The 21,490-nt window shown below is 62.8% G+C and carries 18 protein-coding genes; 9 read left to right on the top strand and 9 right to left on the bottom strand.

The genetic code is table 11. The features are described 5' to 3' along the window. Positions 1-24 precede the first annotated feature (24 nt). Positions 25-2,436 carry a T9SS type A sorting domain-containing protein gene (locus I2H31_RS17390; protein WP_196294329.1) on the bottom strand — a complete coding sequence of 804 codons (2,412 nt, stop codon included), beginning with the start codon at positions 2,434-2,436 and terminating at the stop codon, positions 25-27. Positions 2,437-2,868: 432 nt separating this feature from the next. On the opposite strand from I2H31_RS17390, the gene I2H31_RS17385 reads away from it, so the two are divergent. Then, positions 2,869-4,287, top strand: a complete 1,419-nt coding sequence (locus I2H31_RS17385; RefSeq protein ID WP_196294328.1) for a PAS domain-containing protein — start codon at positions 2,869-2,871, stop codon at positions 4,285-4,287. Positions 4,288-4,312: 25 nt separating this feature from the next. Next, a complete protein-coding gene (locus I2H31_RS17380; protein ID WP_196294327.1) occupies positions 4,313-4,708 on the top strand; it encodes a response regulator in 396 nt (131 codons plus the stop codon). Positions 4,709-4,751: 43 nt separating this feature from the next. Here the strand turns inward: I2H31_RS17380 and I2H31_RS17375 are convergent, their stop codons facing one another. Both I2H31_RS17375 and I2H31_RS17370 read right to left on the bottom strand, forming a co-directional pair. Then, the gene (locus tag I2H31_RS17375; protein ID WP_196294326.1) at positions 4,752-5,855 is read right to left on the bottom strand and encodes a PAS domain-containing sensor histidine kinase; all 1,104 of its coding nucleotides are present in this window, start codon (positions 5,853-5,855) and stop codon (positions 4,752-4,754) included. A 252-nt stretch (positions 5,856-6,107) separates the two neighbouring features. After that, positions 6,108-7,889 carry an amino acid permease gene (locus I2H31_RS17370; protein ID WP_196294325.1) on the bottom strand — a complete coding sequence of 594 codons (1,782 nt, stop codon included), beginning with the start codon at positions 7,887-7,889 and terminating at the stop codon, positions 6,108-6,110. Between the two features lie 288 nt (positions 7,890-8,177). Here I2H31_RS17370 and I2H31_RS17365 point away from each other — a divergent pair, with 288 nt between their 5' ends. The 3 genes from I2H31_RS17365 (at position 8,178) to I2H31_RS17355 (ending at position 10,902) form a co-directional block, all read left to right on the top strand. Continuing rightward, positions 8,178-9,050 carry a carboxypeptidase-like regulatory domain-containing protein gene (locus I2H31_RS17365; RefSeq protein ID WP_196294324.1) on the top strand — a complete coding sequence of 291 codons (873 nt, stop codon included), beginning with the start codon at positions 8,178-8,180 and terminating at the stop codon, positions 9,048-9,050. 25 nt (positions 9,051-9,075) lie between these two features. Then, positions 9,076-9,780, top strand: coding sequence for a carboxypeptidase regulatory-like domain-containing protein (locus I2H31_RS17360; RefSeq protein WP_196294323.1), 705 nt, complete (start codon positions 9,076-9,078; stop codon positions 9,778-9,780). Between the two features lie 66 nt (positions 9,781-9,846). After that, a complete protein-coding gene (locus I2H31_RS17355; protein ID WP_196294322.1) occupies positions 9,847-10,902 on the top strand; it encodes a lipocalin family protein in 1,056 nt (351 codons plus the stop codon). Here I2H31_RS17355 and I2H31_RS17350 read toward each other — a convergent pair. The 3 genes from I2H31_RS17350 to dusB form a co-directional block, all read right to left on the bottom strand. Beyond that, positions 10,889-11,623 (bottom strand): class I SAM-dependent methyltransferase, encoded by a 735-nt coding sequence (locus I2H31_RS17350; RefSeq protein WP_196294321.1) that lies wholly within the window; start codon positions 11,621-11,623, stop codon positions 10,889-10,891. The genes I2H31_RS17355 and I2H31_RS17350 overlap by 14 nt on opposite strands. Before the next feature lie 88 nt (positions 11,624-11,711). Further along, entirely contained in the window at positions 11,712-12,917 is a 1,206-nt protein-coding gene (locus tag I2H31_RS17345; protein WP_196294320.1) for an ATP-binding protein, read from the bottom strand. A gap of 133 nt (positions 12,918-13,050) precedes the next feature. Continuing rightward, a complete protein-coding gene (gene dusB / locus I2H31_RS17340) occupies positions 13,051-14,043 on the bottom strand; it encodes a tRNA dihydrouridine synthase DusB (protein ID WP_196294319.1) in 993 nt (330 codons plus the stop codon). A gap of 217 nt (positions 14,044-14,260) precedes the next feature. Between dusB and I2H31_RS17335 the strand changes: the two genes are divergently transcribed. The 4 genes from I2H31_RS17335 (at position 14,261) to I2H31_RS17320 (ending at position 18,798) form a co-directional block, all read left to right on the top strand. Continuing rightward, entirely contained in the window at positions 14,261-15,247 is a 987-nt protein-coding gene (locus tag I2H31_RS17335) for a CPBP family intramembrane glutamic endopeptidase (protein ID WP_196294318.1), read from the top strand. Positions 15,248-15,383: 136 nt separating this feature from the next. Beyond that, a complete protein-coding gene (locus I2H31_RS17330; RefSeq protein WP_196294317.1) occupies positions 15,384-16,340 on the top strand; it encodes a phosphatidate cytidylyltransferase in 957 nt (318 codons plus the stop codon). Positions 16,341-16,669: 329 nt separating this feature from the next. Continuing rightward, on the top strand, positions 16,670-17,956 hold the full coding sequence (locus I2H31_RS17325; RefSeq protein ID WP_196294316.1) for a Glu/Leu/Phe/Val family dehydrogenase: 1,287 nt from the start codon (positions 16,670-16,672) through the stop codon (positions 17,954-17,956). 179 nt (positions 17,957-18,135) lie between these two features. Then, positions 18,136-18,798, top strand: a complete 663-nt coding sequence (locus I2H31_RS17320; protein ID WP_196294315.1) for a phosphatidylserine decarboxylase family protein — start codon at positions 18,136-18,138, stop codon at positions 18,796-18,798. An 86-nt stretch (positions 18,799-18,884) separates the two neighbouring features. On the opposite strand, the gene I2H31_RS17315 is transcribed toward I2H31_RS17320, so the two are convergent. The 3 genes from I2H31_RS17315 to I2H31_RS17305 all read right to left on the bottom strand — a co-directional run bounded on the left by I2H31_RS17315 (position 18,885) and on the right by I2H31_RS17305 (position 21,400). After that, entirely contained in the window at positions 18,885-19,286 is a 402-nt protein-coding gene (locus I2H31_RS17315) for a GxxExxY protein (RefSeq protein WP_196294314.1), read from the bottom strand. A 115-nt stretch (positions 19,287-19,401) separates the two neighbouring features. Then, a complete protein-coding gene (locus I2H31_RS17310; protein ID WP_196294313.1) occupies positions 19,402-20,577 on the bottom strand; it encodes a glutathionylspermidine synthase family protein in 1,176 nt (391 codons plus the stop codon). A gap of 145 nt (positions 20,578-20,722) precedes the next feature. Beyond that, positions 20,723-21,400, bottom strand: a complete 678-nt coding sequence (locus I2H31_RS17305) for a hypothetical protein (RefSeq protein ID WP_196294312.1) — start codon at positions 21,398-21,400, stop codon at positions 20,723-20,725. Positions 21,401-21,490 lie beyond the last annotated feature (90 nt).

Raw genomic sequence — 21,490 nt, 5'->3', positions numbered from 1 at the left:
GAATGCACGGGTTAATACGGTAGCTTATTGCTTCATCACGCGCAGCGTAACGGGGCTATCGAGGCCGCGCAACTGCACCACGTAGATGCCGGCGGGCTGGGCGCTGAGGTCGAGGGCGAGGCGGGCCGGACCGGCCGGCAGCTGCTCGTTGATGGTCAGCACTTTTTCGCCCAGTACGTTCAGCACCGTGCCTTGCAGCGTGGTGGGCGCCGCCAGCGTGGCCCACACGGCAAACTGGCCGTTGCTGGGGTTGGGCACGGCGCTGATGGCCGTGGGCTCGGCGGCCGCGGCGCCTTCCACCGTCACCACCGGCGAGTAGGCGGCGGTGCCGTCTTTGTCCACCTGCCGCAGGCGGTAGTAGGCGGTGCCGGCCAGCGGGCGCGCATCCACAAAGGAGTAGGAGTGGGCCCCGGTGCTCGAACCGCTGCCTTCCACGGTGCCAATGGCCGCGAAGGTTTCACCGTTGGCGCTGCGCTCCACCACGAAGCGGGCGTTGTTTTTCTCGCTGGCGGTGGCCCAGGTGCAGGTCACGGTGGTTTTGGTGCGCTTGGCGTCGAATTTTACCAGTTCCACCGGCAGCGGGCCAGCGGCGTTGGAAGTCACGGCGAAGGGCGAGAAGCTGCTCACGCCGGTGCGCTGCGCGGCCCATTGCGTGGCGGTGCCGTTGCTCACGGTGCCCATGTCTTTCCGGACTTTGTCCCAGCCCGTGCCCACCGTGTAGTGGTCGATGAAGGCGTTGGCCTGCGTAAAGCCGGCGCCCTGGCGGCCGGTGTCCCAGCCCATTTTGAGCGTGGCCGACACCGGCGTGGCGGTTTCGCGGCTGATAAGCCAGGTGGTGTTCACGTTGCCGGTGTTGCTGGTTATCGGCGTCGAGCCCACGCCCGCGGCCGTATAGGTCGTGTAAATGCCGTCAATCACGCGCACACGGTAGGTTTCGTCCTTGTCGTTGCCGGCGCTGTTCACGCCCGCCGTGATAGATACGGGGAGGTAATTGGCAATGGCCGCCGCCGACGCCACCGGAAACAGCACCGGCACGCTGCTCGTACCCGCTCCCACCACGGTGGCGCGATACTCGCCGGTGCCGTTGGTTTGCACCTGGCCGCCGTTGGCGCGCGTGAGCGTGGCGCCGCGCAGCATGGTCAGGTTGTTGTTGCCCAGGCGAATGGTTTGCCGGTTGTTGGTGCCGTTGGTGAGCGTGAGCGACTGCGTCACCACCACTGCACCAGCCAAGTCCTTGTTGCTGAGGTTGCTCATTTCCAGGTTGGCGTAGGTGGCGGGCAGCACGCTCTGGGTAGCGGCGGCGCTGGCGTATTGCACGGTGCTGCCGGCGTCGAGGGCGCCCAGCGTCAGGCCGGCGGGGGCGTTTTCGAGGCGCAGCGTCGAGCCCGACGACACGTCCACGGTGCCCGTGAGGGCGTCGGCGGCGGTGAGGGTGAGCGCGGCCGGCGCGCCATCGGTGCCCACCACCACGCGGGAGTTGGTGCCGCTCACGTTCCAGCCGCCGGTCATGCGCGAAGTGGTGTTGGCGCTGCCCTGCACGATGTAGGTGTAGTTGGCCGCAGTGAAGTCGATGGGTGTTGTGGGGGGGCTGCCGCCGTCGGCGTTCTGGCCCCAGGTTGCGGTGCCATCGGTGGCGGTATTGTTGAGCAACCCCGTGGTTTTGGAATACAACACGTTGGTTTCCGGGTAGATAACGATGTCGTCGATGCTGATGCCGTTGCCGTTGGTGGTGGAGTTGAACGGGTAAACGAAGCGGATGACGATTTCCGTGTTGTTGGCCAGGCTCACGGGCAGGCGGTGCTGGGCCGTGCGCCGGTAAGTGGTCGAGTTGCCGTCGGACTGGCCCACGATGCCGCCGGTGGCCGGGGCCTGCAGGTCGAGCTCCGGCACGGCCGTCCAGCCGTTCACGCCGTTGTCCTGCACCAGGTCGTTGTTGGCGAAGCCCGTGGTGGTGGAATACTTGCGGTAGGAAGCGCGGAAGTACGCATCGAGGGCCAGCGAGGAGTTGTACCACTGCTCAATGGCGTAGCGGATGTCCAGGTTTTTGATGGTGACCCCCGACGTGTTGCGCAGCCGCACGCAGATGTAGCCCGTGCCGCTGTTGCCGTTCAGGCCGCCGGCAATGCCGCCCAGCGCCCGGTCGGCCGCGCCGGCCGTGCCAAAGTTGTAAGCTGCGCTGCCCGTGGCCGAGCCGTCGTTGGCCACAATGGGCGAGGGCACGCCCGCGAAAGAGCCGCCGGCATTATATCCCACAATAATACCAGGCAATAATCCACTGTTCGTGCCGCTGCCAAATGTTACATTTCCATTGCCCATGCCGTTGAAGTTTTGAACGTAGGGCCCCAGGGTAGTGGAAGTAAACGTGTATTGTGCCTGGGCGGAAAGCGCTAAAAACAGCGAAAATAAAGCTGTCAGGATGGTGTATCGTTGTTTCATAATGCTGAGGTTATTGTGTAAGAGGGCAATAAATAAACCGGCCCTTTTAATTCATATTGTATTAAAAGGCTATGACAAAGTTATCATGATGTTTTAGCTTTGGATGCTATTTATTTAAAAAATGCAAAATAAAATGATATTATAACGAAAGTTATTCTACGGTTGAGGTTATATTTTTCCGTTCATAGACGGCAAATAGTTTAGGCGATGCCAAAAATGGCCCGGCCCGAAACCGGTACAAACGGAGCCAGTACAAGCCAGCCAGGTGCAAGGGGCTACGGCTGCGCTTCGGTAGTTTGCCGGCGATTGGCCGGCGGTTTTTTCCGGTGCCGGGCGGCGGTGCGGGAGCCACAAAAGCGGGCTGGTGCCGTATTTAGAGGCACAATCGGCCGGGGCAGCACGCCCGGGCTTCTGCTCTTAGTTTGCTTACGAATGGACCTCGCACAGCTCATGGAAAACGAGCAGCGGTTCCGGGCTTTGTTTGAAAACAACCCGGACCTGATGCTCTTTCAAAACCGCGCAGGGATAATACTGGACGCCAACCCGGCCTTTCTGGCGCTCATCCATGCCGAAAAGGAGGCGGTGGTGGGGCAGTCAATTGACGAGTTTCTGCCGCCGGAGCTGCGGGCGATGTTTGCCCGCAAGCTGGCCGAGGCCTTCGAGGGCCACAAGGTGAAATTCGACGTGGAAGTCGGCTTCATCGGCGCCGACCGGCCGGTGTGGCTGAGCTGCACCAAAGTGCCCCTGCTGGTGGACGGCAGCGTGACCGGCGTGCACTTGGTGGCGCGCGACGTCACGGAGCTGTTTGCCTCGCACCGCACCATTCAGGAGCAGGCCCACCGGCTCAACACCATCTTTGAAAGCATCACCGACGCGTTTTTTCTGCTCGACGACAAGCTGCGCTTCACTTATGTGAACGGCGAAGTGGAGCGCCTGCTGAACGTGAGCCGGCCCGAAGTGCTGAACGTGCCCATCGAGGCGGTGGTGGGCGAGGGCAGCGACTTTTACAAGTACCTGAAGCGCGCCCAAGCCAGCGGGCAGGCCGCGCACTTCGAGGCGGTGTACGCCAAAACCAACCGCTGGCTGGAGGTGAAGGCCTTCCCGTCGGAGCAGCAGCTGTCGGTGTATTTCGCCGACATCACGGAAAAGGTGCGCTCGCAGGAAGACATGTACCGGCAGCACCGCGACCTGCAGCAGTTCACCTACATCGTGTCGCACAACCTGCGCGCGCCGCTGGCCAACGCTTTGGGGCTGGTCGATTTGCTGGGTTCGGTGCCCGCCGACTCGCCCGACCATACCCTGGCCCTCAGCAACCTGAAAACCAGCGTGCAGCAACTCGACGTGGTGCTGCGCGACATGAACACCATCCTGTCCATCCGCGACCAGCAGGGCATCACGGAGCCCGAAATGGTGCCCCTGGCCGACGTGGTGAACCAGGCCAGCCTCAACCTGCGCGAGCCCATGCAGCAATACCGCGGCGAGCTGCTGCTGAACATTGCGCCGGAGCTGCGCGTGCGCGCCAACCGCGCCTATCTGTACAGCATCTTCTTCAACCTGCTCTCGAACGCCATGAAATACCGCGCCGAAAGCCGCCCGCTGCGGGTGGAGGTGTCGGCGCGGGCGCGGCCCGAGGGCGGCGTGGACGTGGTGGTGGCCGACAACGGCTCGGGCTTCGACCTGGAGCGGGCCGGGGCCGACGTGTTTCGCCTCTACAAGCGGTTTCACACCGCGCAGGCCGGCCGCGGCATTGGCCTCTACCTCGTCAAAACCCACGTGGAGGCCATGGCCGGCACCATCGACGTGACCAGCGCCGTCGACGCGGGCACCCAATTCCACATTTATTTACCCTGAGCTCCGGCGCCCTACTCTTCCCTGCATGCACACCCTGCTGATTGACGACGACGCCATTGGCGTGTTTCTGACCGAGCGCCTGCTCAAGCGCGAGTCCTTTTCCGACAACATTACCTCCTTTGGCAGCGCCGAGGAAGCCCTCAACTTTCTGCGCCAAGCCCCGGCCGAAGAACTGCCCCGCGTGATTTTTCTGGACCTGAACATGCCCGTGATGGACGGCTGGGAGTTCCTCGAAGCCCTGCGGCCGCAGGAGGCGCAGCTGCACGGGCGCTGCCGCATCTACATCCTCACCTCCTCATTGGCCCAGTCCGACACGGCGCGGGTCGACGAGTTTGGCCTTGTGGCCGGCCTCATCCACAAGCCCATCGACAGCGCCCAGATTCAGAGCGTGCGCGACCAGATGGGGGCAGTTGAGACTTAAGAGTTGATAGAACAACAAACTCTTGACTGCTAACTCCTAACTCTTAACTGCCCCCGCCTGGAGCGGTAGGCACCTTGATGAAAAACGTAGTGCCGCGGTTTTCCGCGCTCTCAAACCAGATGGTGCCCTCGTGCAGGCGCACCAGCGTGTGGATTAGGTGCATGCCCAGGCCGGTGGTTTTTTCGCCGCGCAGGCCCGGGCGGCGGGCTTTGGTGAAACGGTCGAACAGCACCGGGTGCATCCGCTCCGGAATACCGATGCCGTCGTCGGCCACGGTCACGAGCACGTGGTCAGCGTGTTGCTCCAGGCCCACGGCAATGCGGCCGCCCTCGCCCGTGAACTTAATGGCGTTCGAAAGCAGGTTGTTGATGACCTGCAGGAACTTGTTGTTGTCGATTTCGACGTAGACCGCCGGGTGCGAGGTGCGGAACGAAAAGGACTTGGCCACCAGGTGCTCGCCTTTCTGGTAGGTGTCCATCACCTGGCTCAGGGCGGTGGCCAAGTCCACGCGGGTGCGCTTCATGTCCACGTTGGCCGAGTCCATGAACTCGCCGTCCACGAAGTCGCGGATGAGGTTCACGCTGTCGCGGCAGGTGTTCTGCATCACCTCAATCATCTTCTGCACTTGCGGGTCGTGCAGCACCTGAGTTTTCTCTTCCAGAAAGTCGGCCAGCTGGCGCAGCATGTTGAACGGCCCGGCCAAGTCGTGCGACAGGATTTCCAGGGTCGTGTTCTTCTTGGCCATGTACTTGTCGGCGTTGCGCAGGTACTCCTGCTCCACGGTCACGTCCTGCACGGTGCCCGTGAGCAGCACCTGGCCGTCGGCGGCCAGGGCCTGGTGAGCCTGCACGGCCAGCCAGCGCTGGGGCCGGTCGGGGCGGGGCTGCAGGCGCAGCAGCAGGTCGTCGTGGAGCTGGCCGGCGGCCAGGTCGGCAAAGCATTCGCGGGCGTAGGCCTGGTCGTCGGGCGGCAGGTAGCTCAGCAGGGTGGGCAGGTCAGCGTCCACGGCGTCGCGGCGGGCCCCCGGAAACAGCTGCTCGTAGGCGGCGCTCACGTAGAGCACCCGGCGTGCGCTCACGCTGTAGATGAAGAAGGTTTGCCGGCTGCCTTCGAGCAAGTGCTGAAACGGTTCCGGAGGGGTAATCATGGGAAAAGCAAGCAGAAAAGGCAAGGGCAGCAGAGCGCGGACCCGGCCGGTACAAAGACGGAATGGCGAAAGCCCGCGCTGCAAGAACGCCGAAATATACGCCGTTTCACTTTGCCCCCGCGCGCCCGAAACCGGGCCCGCAAAAGCTGGGCCGTGCGCCGCCCTCAACCTCAGCGAAAGCCACCAAAAAACGGGCCCCGGCAACCTACTTGCCGGGGCCCGTTTGGGCATCAAGAAGCAGAGCGGCCCGGGCTAGGCCGTGGCCGGTGCGCTGGGCTGCCCCAGCTTGGAATTCTTGTAGCCGTAGGTGAAATACACGGCCAGCCCAATGAGCAGCCACACGAAGAACAAGGTCCAGTTGCTGATGCCCAGCTCGGTCATCAAATACAGGTTGATGAGCAGGCCCAGGGTGGGCAGCAGCGAGAGCTTTTTGCGGAAAGAAAGCACGCTCAGGGCGATGCAGAACAGGAAAAACACCAGCGTGGGAATCTGGTGGGCAAAGCCACCGGTCACCTTGTCGCTCACGGCGTCGCGCTGCAGCCAGCCGTGCTGGCCGCTGGCGTCGAGCCAGAACTCGTGGTTGCTGGCCGCGTTGTAGCGCACCACCAGGAAGGCGCCCACGGCCAGAATGAGCGGCACCAGCCACTGGCCGTTGATGTAGGGCACCTTGAACCGGGCCTCCGAGCGGCCGTAGGGGTCGATGATGAGGATGCCGCCGCACACCAGCGCAAACGCGAACAGCGTGCCGATGCTGGTGAGGTCGACCACCAAATCCATGTTCAGGATGAGGGCGGGCACGGCCACGAAAAAGCCCGTGACGATGGTGGCAAACGACGGCGTGTGGAAGCGCGGGTGAATGCGGGCAAACACCGACGGCAGCAGCCCGTCGCGGCTCATGGTGAGCCAGATGCGCGGCTGGCCCAGCTGAAATACCAGCAGCACCGAGGCCATGGCAAACACCGCACTCACCGCCACCAGGCCCGAGAGGCGCGACAAGCCCACTTTGGCAAATACGAACGACAGCGGGTCGCCCACGCCCAATTCTTTGTAGGAAACCATGCCCGTGAGCACCAGCGTGATGATGACGTAGAGCACCGTGCAGATGACGAGGGCGTACATCATGGCCTTAGGCAGGTCGCGCTGCGGGTTTTTGCACTCCTCGGCGGTGGTCGAAATGGCGTCGAAGCCGATGTAGGCGAAGAACACCGCCGACACGCCCTTGAGCACGCCGCCCACGCCGTTGGGGGCGAAGGGGTGCCAGTTGGCGGGCTGCACGTAGAACGCGCCCACGGCAATGACGATGAACACCACAATCAGCTTGAGCAGCACTAGTAGGTTGGAGGCGTTTTTGCTTTCCTTAATGCCCACGTAGACCAGCGCCGTGATGAGGACGGTGATGACGAAGGCCGGCAAATCGACCACCAGGTGGAAGCCGTTGAACAGCTCAGGGGCCGAAGTCCAGGCTTTATAGCCGTCCATTTGGGTGGGCGTGGCCTCGGCCAGCGGCCGGCCGGTCTGCATGAGGCTCATCACGGCCTCGTAGCCGGCGTGGCCCGTTTGGGTGCCCATGGTGAGCCAGAGCGGCAGGTGCAGGCCGATGCCGTCGAGCAGCCCAGTGAAGTAATCGGACCAGGAAATGGCCACCACGATGTTGCCCACCGCGTATTCCATTATCAGGGCCCAGCCGATTATCCAGGCGGCCAGCTCGCCAAACGAAGCGTAGGCGTAGGTGTAGGCCGAGCCGCTGACCGGGATGGTGGCCGCGAACTGGGCGTAGCACAGCGCCGAAAACGCGCAGGCCACCGCCGTGAACACGAACAGCAGCGACACGGCGGGGCCGCCGTCGAGGCTGGCCTTGCCGATGGTGCTGAAAATGCCGGCCCCGATGATTGCCGCAATGCCCAGGGCGGTGAGGTCGCGCACGGTGAGGTGGCGGGCCAGGCCCCCGGCCACGGGGCCCTCATGGTCGGCGGGCGGGTTTTGGAGGATGGCCGCGATGGTTTTGCGGCGGAAAAGGGAAGTGGAGGAACGCATGAACGGTGGGCGGAGCAGGGTTTTGACGGGCAAAAGATAGCGCCTTTTGCGGGCTGCGGCTACGGCGGCGCGGCCCGGCCCCGTGGCGGAGCACCTCGAAGGGGTGGCGGAGCATCGTGAAACGTTGGCGCACGGCCTCGAAACGTTGGTGCAACACCCCGAAGCCGTGGCGCACTGCTCCAAAGCCGTGGCGCAACGGGCGGCTGGCGAAGCCCACGCCACTGCTCGCGGCCGGGACGTGTGCAATTGGCCGAGCCCGCGCATCAGGCTTCCAAACCAACCTGCCCTATGCGCCGCTCCACTGCCCTCACCATTCCGCAGCCCTGCCACGAAAGCTGGGATGCCATGACGCCTACCGCAACCGGCCGCCACTGCGCCGCCTGCCAGAAAACGGTGGTCGACTTCACCCGGAAAACCGATGCCGAAATCCTGGCCTTCCTGGCCGGGGCCGCGAGCGGGCGCACCTGCGGGCGCTTCGCGGCGGGGCAGCTGGCGCGGCCGTTGCAGCGCGCCGTGTCGGCTGCCCCCACGGCCCGGTGGCGGGCCTGGCTGGTGGCGGCCGTAGCCGTGTGGGCTGTGCGCGAAGGCGTGAGCCCGGCCGCCTGGGCCCAAGCCCCGGCGGAAACCCGCGCCCGCTACTGGGGCGGCCCGGTGCCGGCCACGCTGCCCGTGGAGGGGCCGCCCCTGGCGGCAAAAGGCTCCGCGACGACGACCTCAAACCAGCCCGCGGAATCAAGGGAAGCCACAATGGGCGCCCCACTGGCGTTGGAAGTGCAGCCGCTCACGATTCGGGGTGCCGTGACCGATGCGGCCACGGGCGAGGGCGTGCCCGGCGCCACGGTGCTGGTGCAGGGCACCACCGTGGGCGCGAGTACTTCGGCCGATGGCTCGTTTCAGCTGCCCATTCCGGCCGAGCTGGTGGGGCCGGCGGGCGTGCCGCTGCGCGTGTCGTTCATCGGCTACGTGGCGCAGTCCCGGGTGCTGGCCGCCGACAGCGCCGGCACCGCGCAGCTTATCCGGCTCGAAGCCGATACGAAGGGCTTGATTGGCGAAATTGTAGTAACGAGCCTTTACCGGGCCCTGCCGCCGGCGCCCTGGCACCCCCGGGCCCTGTTTGGCTGGGGCAAGTACTGGCTCACGCGGCCGTTTCGGCGGTGGTAAACCCTAAAGAAGCTAATTTAGACACATGGCCGTTCACTCTCTTATATCCATTCCGCGCCCCTGCTCCGAAAGCTGGGCCACGATGACGCCCACCGCCCAGGGCCGGCACTGCGCCGCGTGCGCCACCGAAGTGGTGGATTTCACTCGCTTGAGTGAGGCCGAAATCCTGGCTTTCCTCTCGGCGCCGCGCGGCTGCGCGCCGGTGTGCATCGTGGCGCACACCTCGCAGGTGGCGGCTGCGCCCGGTGCAAGTGGTAGCCGCTGGCGACGCTGGTTGGTGGCCGGACTGGCGCTGCTGGGCTGGCACCCGCTGGCGGCCAGCGCCGCCGACACCCCACAGGTGCCCCCCGCCCCGCCCGCGCTGGCGGCGGCCGACCCGGCGGCGCACAAGCAACTCATTATCCGGGGGCAAGTGACGGATGGCGAGAATGGGCGGCCGGTGCGGGGCATGTTCCTTTTTATCAATGACACCCAGTACGGGGCCACTACCGACGAGGCCGGCCGCTTCGAACTGGTGCTGGGAGCGCAGTGGCCGCCGGTGCAGGCCGGTACCCTCACGCTGCGCGTGCAAGGCCAGCCGTTTGAGTTCAAAGCGCAGGAAGTGCGCGTGAACCTGCGCGCGCCCCAGCCCATTGAAGTCCACATCACGTTGCAATCCGTGGAAGGGCGGGGGCGGATAATGGGCAAGCCCTACCTGCCGAAAAGGCCGGTGAAACCGCCACGCAGTTAGCTGCGAACAACAGCGAAACCCAGTGCCGACCAAACCTTTCGGCCCCAAAAAACCTTGTGGCAGGGTATGAGATTCCTGCGTTTCGCCCTGCTGCTGACGGTTGCCACCGCCTGTTCCATCCTCAAGCCCACCACCAAAAACGACCGGTTTCCCGGCCGGGCCCAGCTGCCCCAGGAAGAGGCGCCCCACGTCAACAACTCGTTGGAGTGGTGGTATTTCACCGGCCACCTCAAGGACGTGGCCACCGGCCAGACCTTCGGCGTGGAGTACGTTTTCTTCCACTTCAACCCCGACGGCAAGCAGGACTACCAAATGGTGCACTTCGCCCTCACCGACCCGCAAACCCAGCAGTTTCGCTACGACTACTACCTCGGCAAGCTGGCTCAGCCCCTCACCGCCGCCCTGCCCATCAGCCTCACCCAGCCCAAAGCCGCCGAAACCTGGACCCTCACCGGCCAGGAGGGCACCTACCAGCTGCGCGCCCGCATGGCCGCCCACGCCGGCCAGGCCATCAACCTGAGCACCATGCCGGCCAAGCCCGTGCTGTTGCACGGCGGCACCGGCTACGAACAGTACGGCGCCGTGGCCCAGGCCGGCTACTACAGCTACCCACGCCTCGCGGCCACCGGCACCATCGAAGTGGGCGGCCAAACCCACCAGGTGACCGGCGAGCTGTGGTACGACCGGCAGTGGAACTGCGGCGGCGTGAACAAGAAAAACGTGGCCTGGGACTGGCTCAGCCTGCAACTCGACGAGCCCCGGGAGGAACTGATGCTCTACACCGTGCACGACACCAAAACCGACCAGCACATCGGCGGCGGCTCGCACTTTGGCGAGAAAGGCGAAAACCTGCACCTCGCCGAAACCGACTTTCACCTGGAGCCCGTCACGTACTGGACCAGCCCCGTCTCGAAGAAAAAGTACCCCGCCACCTGGCACCTCACCGTGCCCGCCAAAGGCTACGACCTCACCGTGACGCCCCTGGTGCCCAACCAGGAGCTGAACCTGCGCGTCTTCAAAGTGCTGAACCTGCGCTACTGGGAAGGCATGTGCCGCGTGACCGGCACCCACCACGGCCGGCCCGTGACGGGCAACGCCTACGTGGAAATCACGAACCGCTAGCTGGCCGGCGTAGCACCAGCGTGGTGAGCGGTGGAAAGGTGGTGAGCAGGTGCGGCCCGCGCTGCTCTATTGGCCAGCCCAGTTCTTCCAGCGTGCGACGGCATTCGCCGGTAGTGCGAAAATCGGACAATACCGCCGTGCCGCCGGGCCGCAGCACCCGCGCTATTTCCTGGCAGGCCCGGCGCCGGCCGGCCAGGTCGGGGATGTTGTGCAGGCACAGGTTGCTCAGCACCACGTCGAAACTGGCATCGGCAAAAGGCATTGCGCGGGCGTCGGCGTTGAGGATATGGGTGCGGCTGCGCACGCCTTCGGCTTCGGCATTGGCATAGGCATTTTCTATCGAATTGCCCGATAAGTCTGCCGCGTTCCAGATATCGATGCCCGTGACGTGGCCCATGGGCGCGCGCTGGGCGGCGCCCACCAGCAGCAGGCCCCGGCCGGTGCCCACGTCAAGCACCTGCTCGTGGCCGCGCCAAGGCACCAGCGCCAGCAACCGGTCGCGGTGCGCCAGCTTGCCCCGCCCGCCGTACAGCAGCATCAGCACGGCCGAGGTGGCAAAGGAAATTCCCATAAACAGGAAGGTAGCGCCCAGCTCCAGCTCAATGGTGCTGAAACGAATAGTGCCGTGGGTAAAAGCATGAAGCAGCAGGCAAAACGCCCCTGCCAGCGCCAAATTGCCAATGACCGGCAAGGCATCAATCCCGTAGCGAAAAGCTTTCATGGGTTCAGTTATCAGCGGACAGTGAGCAAAAGAACGTCATGCAGAGCGCAAGTCGAAGCATGAAGCTCTTTTGCTCACGGCTACCCAATTACTGGTTCAGCACCACGCGGAAGGTGGTGCCGCGGCCCATTTCGCTCCATTTCACGAAGAGCCGGCCCTCGTGGTAGTTCTCGATGATGCGCTTGGCCAGGGCCAGGCCCAGGCCCCAGCCGCGCTTTTTGGTGGTGAAGCCGGGCATGAACACGCTGTCCAGCTTGTTTTTGGGAATGCCCTTGCCCGTGTCCGTAATGTCGACGGCGACCTGGCGGGGCGGGGCGCCGCGCCGGTACCAGGTGCGGCGCGTGCGCACCCGCCGCAGGTGCAGCGTGATGGAGCCGCGGCCGTCCATGGCGTCCACCGCGTTTTTGCAGATGTTCTCGATGACCCAGTCGAACAGGGGCACGTTGATGCGGGCGGGCGTGTCCAGCGGCAGGTCGGTTTCAATCTTGAAGATGACCTTTTTCGACACCCGGCTTTGCAGGTATTCGATGGCGTTGCGGGTGGTATGAAGCAGGTTTTCGTCCTTCAGCACCGGCACCGAGCCGATGTTGCTGAACCGCTCGGTGATGATTTCGAGGCGGCGGATGTCCTTGCCCAGCTCCTCCACAATGGGCTCATCCTTGAAGCGGTCGGAGTCGCGCAGGTAGTTTTGCCAGCCCACCAGGCTGCTGAGCGGCGTGCCCAACTGGTGGGCGGTTTCCTTGGCCAGGCCCACCCACACGCGGTTTTGCTCGGCCCGGCGCGAGGAGCTGAACGCGAAGTAGGCAATGACGGCCAGGCAGCCAATCACCACCAACTGCACCAGCGGGTAGGTGCGCAGCTGCCGCAGCAGCTGCGAGTCGCGGTAGAAAATGTAGTTCACCTGCCCGCCGCCAAATTTCACCACGATGGGCGGGTGCTTGGTTTTCATCAGCGCCAGCTCGGTTTGCAGGTAGGCCATGGAGTCGGACAGCGACAGGTGCCGCGCCATGTCGATGTTTTTGGCCGCGATGACGTCCTTGCCGTCGCTGCTGAGAATGACCGGGATGGTGGTGTTGCCGTTGATAATCTGGTCGAAGACGAAGGGGTTGGTGTCCAGCTCCGAATTGGCAATGTATTCCTGCGCCTTGGCGTAGAGCTGAATCTGCTGCTGCTCCCGCTCCGACACGCGCTGCACCAGCAGGTTGGTGTACACCACAGTGGCCGCCCCGATGAGCAGGGCCAGCACCGCCACCAGGATTTTGATGCGGGTTTTCTTTTCGTAAATCGGAATCATTCAGAAATAACAAGAGAAAATAAAGAACGTCATGTCGAGCTGGTCGAGACATCTCGCGTGCAGCAGTAATCAGTTACTCTGGCACGCGAGATGTCTCGACCAGCTCGACATGACGTTCGGTTACGTGCGCAGGTTACCCCACCAGCACGGCGTCGCTGCTGGCAATCTCCTGCAGAATCTCCAGCACCGCGGCGGGCGTTTCGGCGTCTACCAAACGGGTGCGCCAGGCTTTGGCACCTTCCAAGCCGCGGAAGTACTGGGCGTAGTGCCGGCGCATCTCAAACACGCCCACTTTTGGGCCCTTCCATTCCACGCTGCGGTCGAAGTGCATCTGGCACATGGCCACCCGCTCTTCCAGGGTGGGCGGGGCCAGCAGTTCACCAGTAGCCACGTAATGCTTCACCTCCCTAAAAATCCAGGGGTAGCCGATGCTGGCCCGGCCTATCATCACGCCGTCCACGCCGTAGCGGTTTTTATATTCCAGCGCCTTTTCGGGCGAAGTGATGTCGCCGTTGCCGAAAATGGGAATCTTGATGCGCGGGTTGTTTTTGATGCTGGCAATGAGGCGCCAGTCGGCCTCGCCCTTGTAGAGCTGGGCGCGGGTGCGGCCGTGCACCGTGAGGGCCTGAATGCCCACGTCCTGCAGGCGCTCGGCTACTTCTTCCACGTTTTTGGTGCCCTCGTCCCAGCCCAGGCGGGTTTTCACGGTCACGGGCAGGTGGGTGCTTTTGACCACGGCGGCGGTCATGGCCACCATCTTGGGGATGTCCTGGAGCAGAGCCGCGCCGGCGCCGCGGCAGGCCACCTGCTTCACCGGGCAGCCGTAGTTGATGTCAATCAGGTCGGGCCCGGCCTCGGTGCTGATGGCCGCGCACTCGCCCATCGTTTCCACATCGGAGCCGAAGAGCTGAATGCCGATGGGCCGCTCGTAGTCGAACACGTCGAGCTTCTTGCGGCTCTTGGCAGCGGCCCGAATCAGGCCTTCCGAGGAAATGAACTCGGTGTACATCAAATCGGCCCCGTTGGCCTTGCACACGGCGCGGAAGGGCGGGTCGCTCACGTCCTCCATGGGCGCGAGCAGGAGCGGGAAGTCGGGGAGGGAGATGTTGGGACCGATGTTGACCACGGGGATAGGTGAAATTGTAGGATACTGCATCGTTCAATCCCGTCTGTCATCCTGAGCGCAGCGAAGGACCTTATCACGTTTGGTGTCGAAATCAATCGCCAAAAGCGTTTCTTGGGTAACAAGGTCCTTCGCTGCGCTCAGGATGACAGACGGAACCAAGCGGAGCCTAAGTTAAAAACTGCGGTAAATTTACGCCTTCTGCAACTTGCACCCCGCTATGAAAGGTTTCCTGCCCCGCACCCTGCACCCCGGCCTGCAGATACTCATGCTGCTTGTGTTTCTGGTGGCCGGCGCCTGCGTGGGGCTGGCCGTGTTTTATGCCCTGGCGCAGGGCGTCTTCCACACCTCGGGAGTGGAGGCCGGTAACGCCATGCTGAACCCCAAGGCCTACCCGCAGGCCTGGCCGCTGCTGATGACCTACCAGGGCGTGCTCCTGTTTTGTGCCTGCGCGGGCGGGGCGCTGGCGCTGGCCTCGGCCTTGGGGTATCGGTGGGCCGAGTATTTCAACCCGCGGCGGCTGGGCGCGGGCTGGTGGCTGCTGGCGGCGGCGGCGCTTATCATCGTCATCCTGCCGTTCATGTCCACGCTCATTGCCTGGAACGCGGGGGCGCATTTCCCCGGCGCGCTGCATGGCTTTGAGGAGTGGGCGCGGGCCAGCGAAGACCGGGCCCAGGGCCTCACCACGTTTCTCACGCGGCTGACGTCGGCGGGGCGGTTGGTGGTGGCCTTGGTGGTGGTGGCGCTGGTGCCGGCCATCGGCGAGGAACTTATGTTTCGGGGCGTGATTCAGAAAAATCTGGTGCGCTGGTTTTCGCCGCACGTGGGCGTGTGGCTGGCGGCGGCCATTTTTTCGGCCATTCACCTGCAGTTTTTTGGGTTTGTGCCGCGCTTCGTGCTGGGGCTGGTGCTGGGCTACCTCTACCTCTGGAGCGGCAACATTCTGGTGAGCATGGCCGCCCACTTCACCCAAAACGCCTTTCAGCTCGTCATTCTCTACCTCACGCAGCACGGGCAGTTCGGCTGGGGCTTCGACCCTGACGCCACCGAGCCCCTGCCCTGGACGCTGGTGCTGCCCTCGGCGCTGCTCTCGGCCGGGCTGCTGTATTTCCTGCACCAGCGCATGACGGCCCCGGCCGCCCCCAGTGCCATGCTCACGCTGAGCAGCCAAGGCGTGGCGGTGCACCGAAACGAACCGTCAGCATAACCCAACAATCAAAAGTCCGTCATGCAGAGCGCAGCGAAGCATCTCGCGTGCTACAACTATTATTTACTATTGCACGCGAGATGCTTCGCTGCGCTCTGCATGACGGTCAGGTTTCCGTCTCTTTACCCATCCCAACTTGTCCGACTCTACGCCGCCGCTGCCCGCCACTCCCGCTGAAACCCCCGCCGCCAAAGCCGGCCCCAGCAACCTGCGCCTGCGCGTCATCTGGGGCGTCATCGGGGCCGCGCTGCTGCTGGGCAGCGTCTGGTTCAGCCCCTTCACGTTCGGGTTGTTTTTCGCCTTCGTGCAGGCCGTGATGCTGTGGGAGTTTTACCGCATGATGCGGGCGGGCGGCTACGCACCGGCTACGTGGTTGGGGATTGGAGTAGGACTTTTGTTATTCATTACCGCATCTGAAGGCTACTTGACTTCGCCTGTTTCTGGTGATACGGAGGACGGTATTCACTTCATGAATGCAAACCCATTCGGTCTGCTGATAATTTCTTCTGTTGTCTGTGGCACATTGTTGCCATTGGTACTGCTGGTGCGCGAAATGAAGCACTGGCCTAGTGCTAAACAGCCTTTCGTCAACGCTGCTACAACAGTCTTTGGGTTGCTCTACATAACCTTACCTATGACGATGCTTCATCTTATAGCTTTCTCTAAGGATGAAAGTAAATATGAGTATAGTTACGACTACCGTCGCATCTTCGCCCTGCTCTTCCTCATCTGGGCTTCTGACATCGGCGCCTACGCGGCCGGCAAAACCTTCGGCAAGCACAAAATGGCCCCCAAAATCTCGCCCGGCAAAACCTGGGAGGGCTGGGCCGGCGGCTTTTTAATGACTTTAATCGTGGGCTGGGCCATCGGTTTCATGCTGCCCGACCTGCCGCTCACGCACCGCCTCGTGGCGGCCGGCGTGGTGGCCGTGTTCGCGCCGCTGGGTGACCTGGCTGAGTCCATGCTCAAGCGCAGCGTGGGGGTGAAGGACTCGGGCAGCATCATGCCCGGCCACGGCGGCCTGCTCGATAGGTTCGACGCGTTTCTGCTGGTGCTGCCGGTGCTGGCGCTGCTGCAGCTGCTGGCGGGGTAGGGGACCGCCTGTCATTGCGAGCATTCCGCGCATCAAGCGGCGACGAAGCAATCTGTCCTGTTCTCAGCGACCAGCCTTGGAAAGTGATGAATTCAACCAGAAATCCCCGGCACTGCGCAGTACCGGGGATTTCTGGTAAAAGGACGTCTCTGGGTTTGAACAGGACGGATTGCCGCGTTCCGCTGCGCTCCACTCGCAATGACAGACGTTTGTGGCATTCCCCAAACGTTTGCAGCCAATTCATCTCCGGTCTTGCCAAAAACAATACCTTTGCGGCCCTGAACCGTACCCATAGTCCCACCCAACACCACTTCAACCAACCCCCACGAATGGCAGCCCACACCGTGTATAAAGAGCCCGCTCCGCTAGTAGACCGCGAAAACCCGCTTGAGTCGATGATGTCGCGCTTCAACATCGCCGCTGAAATCCTCGGCCTTGACGAAGCCACCTACAACGTTCTCAAAGCCCCCGACAAGCAAGTCATCGTCAACATCCCCGTGACGATGGACGACGGCCAGATTCACGTGTTCGAGGGCTACCGCGTGATTCACAACACCATCCTCGGCCCCAGCAAAGGCGGCATCCGCTACGACAAAAACGTGCACCTCGACGAGGTGAAGGCCCTCGCGGCCTGGATGACCTGGAAGTGCGCCGTGGTCGACATCCCCTACGGCGGCGCCAAAGGCGGCATCATCTGCGACCCGACCACGATGAGCCCCGGCGAAATCGAGCGCATGACCCGCGGCTACACGCTGGCCCTGAAAGACATTTTCGGCCCCGACCGCGACATTCCGGCCCCCGACATGGGCACCGGCCCCCGCGAAATGGCTTGGTTGATGGACGAATTCTCGAAAACCAACGGCATGACCTCGCCCGCCGTGGTGACCGGCAAACCGCTGGTAATGGGCGGCTCGCTGGGCCGCACCGAGGCCACCGGCCGCGGCGTGATGGTGTCGGCCCTGGCCGCCCTCAAAAAGCTAAACCTCAAGCCCACCGAAGTATCGGCCGCGGTGCAGGGCTTCGGCAACGTGGGCTCGTGGGCCGCAATTTTGCTGCACGCCCAGGGCGTGAAGATTAAGGCGGTTTCCGACATCTCAGGCGCCTACTGGAACGACAACGGCATCAACATCGACGAAGCCGTGGCCTATAAAAACGCCCACAACGGCCGCCTCGAAGGCTTCACCGGCGCCACGCCGATGGACCCCAACGACCTGCTGACTTCCGACGTGGACGTGCTGGTGCCCGCCGCCGTGGAAGACGTCATCACCGAGCACAACGCCCACAACATCAAAGCCAAGCTCATCGTGGAGGGCGCCAACGGCCCCACCTCAGCCTCGGCCGACCCGATTATCAACGAGAAGGGCATCATGGTGGTGCCGGACATTCTGGCCAACTCGGGCGGCGTCACGGTGTCATACTTCGAGTGGGTGCAGAACAAGCAGGGATTCAAGTGGAGCCTCGACATGGTGACCGAGCGCGCCGACCGCATCATGTCCGACGCTTTCGAGAAAGTGTACTCCACGAGCCAGAAATACAAGATTCCGATGCGCATCGCGGCCTACGTGGTGGCCATCGACAAAGTGGCCCAGACCTATAAGTTCCGCGGCGGCTTCTAAGCCTACATGAACCAATCCACTAACGTCATTGCTGGCGTTGGTGGAATTGAAGGCCGCGCAAGGCCTGCGTTTTGCGCGCCATTAAGAACCTCCGGCCCACTTTGCCCGTTGCGGCAAGGCGGGCCGTTGTTTCAACAGTGGGCTTTAACTTCGCCCCGGCGGCCAGTCTCGCAACTCAGATGAAAATACACAAAGAAGGAAGACGCATCCTGTTCGTCACGCTGCTGATTTTGCTGGCGCTAAACCTGTTGATGTTTTATTTCAACAAGGGCAACGTACTGGTCAACCGGCTGTTTGCGGGCGCCACGGTGATTATCTTTTTGCTGATTCTGCAATTTTTCCGCAGTCCGTTCCGGCACATGTTCACCCACGAAGACCTGCTGCTGGCCCCCGCCGACGGCAAAGTGGTGGTGATTGAAAATGTGTTCGAGCCCGAGTACTTCGAGGACGAGCGCAAGCAAATCAGCATTTTCATGTCGCCCATCAACGTGCACGTCACGCGCAACCCCATTTCGGGCCTGGTGAAGTACTTCAAGTACCATCCCGGCAACTACCTGGTGGCCTGGCATCCCAAAAGCAGCACCCAAAACGAGCGCACCACCGTGGTGGTCGAGTCGGATGCCGGCCCGCTGGTGCTCTTCCGGCAAATTGCCGGCGCCATGGCCCGCCGCATCGTGTGGTACGTGAACGAGGGCGACGAAGTGAGCCAGGGCGAGGAGTTCGGTTTCATCAAGTTCGGTTCGCGGGTCGATGTTTTCGTGCCGCTTGATGCCGAAGTGAAAGTGGAGCTAGGCCAGAAAGTGAAAGGCGGCGAAACGGTTATTTGCCAGCTGAAGGTCTGAACCGCAGATTCTCGCAGATTAAACGGATAAGAACGGATTCTAACGGGTCCGTTCTTTTTCGTTTTCTGTGCTTTTGCATTTACAACTCAGTAAATGGGCTTGGTTTTGACGAAGCGCTTAAATTCTAACGAAGGGCCACCGAAATTGATGAGGAGTCCAATGGGAAGGCGGTACGCCTCCAGGTAGTTGATGATTTGTGCGTGATGTGTTTCGTTCAGTCCACTTAGGGCTTTCAGCTCTACCAGCACAGTATTACCTACCAGAAAATCGACCCGACGCGAACCAATCTCCTTTTGGCGGTAATAGATGGGCATTTCCAGTTCTCGCTGCGCTTCCACGCCACACTGTTCCAACTCAATAGCCAGCGCCCGTTGGTAAATCACCTCTTGAAAACCGGTGCCAAGTACTCGATGAACCTGCATCGCGCAACCAATAATTTTACCCGTCAATTCCTTGTACGAGTTCAAATCTACTTGTGCCTTTTCCATACCCGAACACTTGTTTAACTCAAAAGGAAATCTATCAACGCAAAGCACAGAAAACAAAAAAGAACGGACCCGTCAGAATCCGTTCTTATCCGTTTAATCTGCGAAAATCTGCGGTTCAGACAAGCACGTGCGGCACAAACTCCGATAAGTTGGTAATGAGCCCGGTTTCGCGGCGAAAGCCCAGCGCACAAGCCTCACCGGCCCAGAACACGCCGGCCTGGTAGCGGCGGCCTTGCGCATCGGTTGGCAACTCGGCCCAGCGCTGGTAGAGCTGCGGCTGCTCGCCGAATTCGCCGGGTGCTTCGGCGCCGGGGCGGCCATCGGCCTGCATTTCAGCCACGTTCTGGCCTTCGCGGCCCAGCACTGGCTTGCGGATGTGGTGGCCGGACAAGGGATTTAGGCTGGCTTCGAGCAGCAGCGGGTGGTGCGGAAAAACTTCCCACAAATGCGCCAGCAGGGCTTTGCTTTGGAAGAGAAGGCTGTAGGCGGGGTTGGCCGTCACCACGTCGCGCGTGAGCTGTAGCTGCGTGAGGTCGGCGGTGAGGGCGGGCTCTTCCTCGGCCAGGATTTCCCAAGGCACGAGCTTGAACAGGAAGTCAAACTTCTGCCATTGGCCCGGCACCGATTCGGCCCACACGCCCCGGTCTTGGCCCTGCACCGAAACCGTCATGGCATCCACGGAGCAAACGAAGACGTCGGCAAATCCTGCCGTGCGGGCGGCTTCGGCCAGCACGGCGCAGTTGGCTTCGTCTTCGGCGCTGCCGGGCAGGTGCACGAGCAGGAGGGTGGCCTGCCGGTCGTTGTTCAGGGCGCGCCAGTGGCGGAACTGGTCCTCCAGGCACTCGAACAGGCCGTTGGCTTGGCGGTCGTCCTCCGATTGGCCGGCGGCCACCAGGCTGGCCCATTGCACCACGGCGGTTTCGGGCAGGCCGGTGGCGGTGTCGGCGTTGAATTCCAGCAGCTTGGGGCCGTCGGCGGTGAGGGCGATGTCGAAGCGGCCGTAGAGGTGCCAGTGCCGCTCGTCGTTCCAGGAGTGGCGCACGGCTTCCCACAGGTTGGCCGGGATGGCCAGTTTCTGCAGGAACTCGTCCAGAATTGGGTCCGGAATGGCCGCCACCAGCATGTCGTAGAGCGTGTCGGCGGCTTGGAGCAGGGTTTCGGCCTCGGTTTCGGTGAGCTGCACGGCTTCGCGGGCCACGTAGTGCTGGCAGGCGTCTTCGATGGCCCAGTCCCAGCCCAGGGCTTGCACGGCCGGGGCCACGTCGCCGGCGAGCGGAAGGAGGTTAATCATAGCTTTGGGTGATGAGTAAAACCGCTCGTCATGCAGCGCGCAGCGAAGCATCTTTACCGCAGTCGTAATCAGATTTAGTGGTGGCGGGCAAGATGCTTCGCTCGCGCTGCATGACGTTCTACTTTGTACAGTAACATCAGCCCAGCTACCCGCCAAAGCCCCGGAAGCCGCCGCGGCGGCCGAAGCCGCTGCTGCGGCCCGCCGGCGCGCTGCTGCGGAAGCCGGGCCGCGGCGCGCTGCGCACCGTGGAACGGCTTTCCTGCACGCCCGCCGTGGGGGAGGTGCGCCCGCCGCCGAAGCCCCGGCCGAAGAAGCCGCGGCCGGACTGGCGCTCGCGGGCCACGTTGGCGCGCCAGCCCTGGGTGCCTTGCATCAGGCCGGGGCTGGCGTAGTAGCCGGCGTTGGGCGTCAGGTAGCGGCCGGCCATGAAGCCGATGCCGCTCCACATGAGCACGTCCATCATGCCGGTGCCGTTGGCGCGGTTTTCGGGGTATTGGCGGCTGTAATCCTGCATCTGTCGTTGCAGGGCCTGGCCTTGCAGGGTGTCGGTTTTGCCGTCGAAATGGTGCAGCACGGCGGCCACTTCCTCTTTGCCGGCGGGGCGCTCGGCCGTGATTTTCCACTGGCCGGGCTGCACTTCGGTCATTTCCGTCACGACGCCCTGGCTGTAAGTTTCGCCGCTCCAGCTGCCTTCGGCGCCGTTGTCGTCGGTGCGGGTGTCGTCGTTGGAGCAGGCAGGCAGGGTGAGGCCCAGGCTGCTGGCCGCGGCCAACAGCAGCACATTGCGGCGCCAGTCGCCAAGGAGGTGAAAATGCTTTTTCATTTGTCTGAACCGCGGATTTATCGGATTGGTCGGATTACTCGGATTTTGTGGCCGATTATTTCGTCAGCCGATTATTCGTTCTTAATAGCG

The organism is Hymenobacter ruricola, from assembly GCF_015694525.1.
Taxonomy (GTDB): Bacteria; Bacteroidota; Bacteroidia; order Cytophagales; family Hymenobacteraceae; genus Hymenobacter; species Hymenobacter ruricola.
This window is presented reverse-complemented; position numbering and strand designations above follow the sequence as displayed.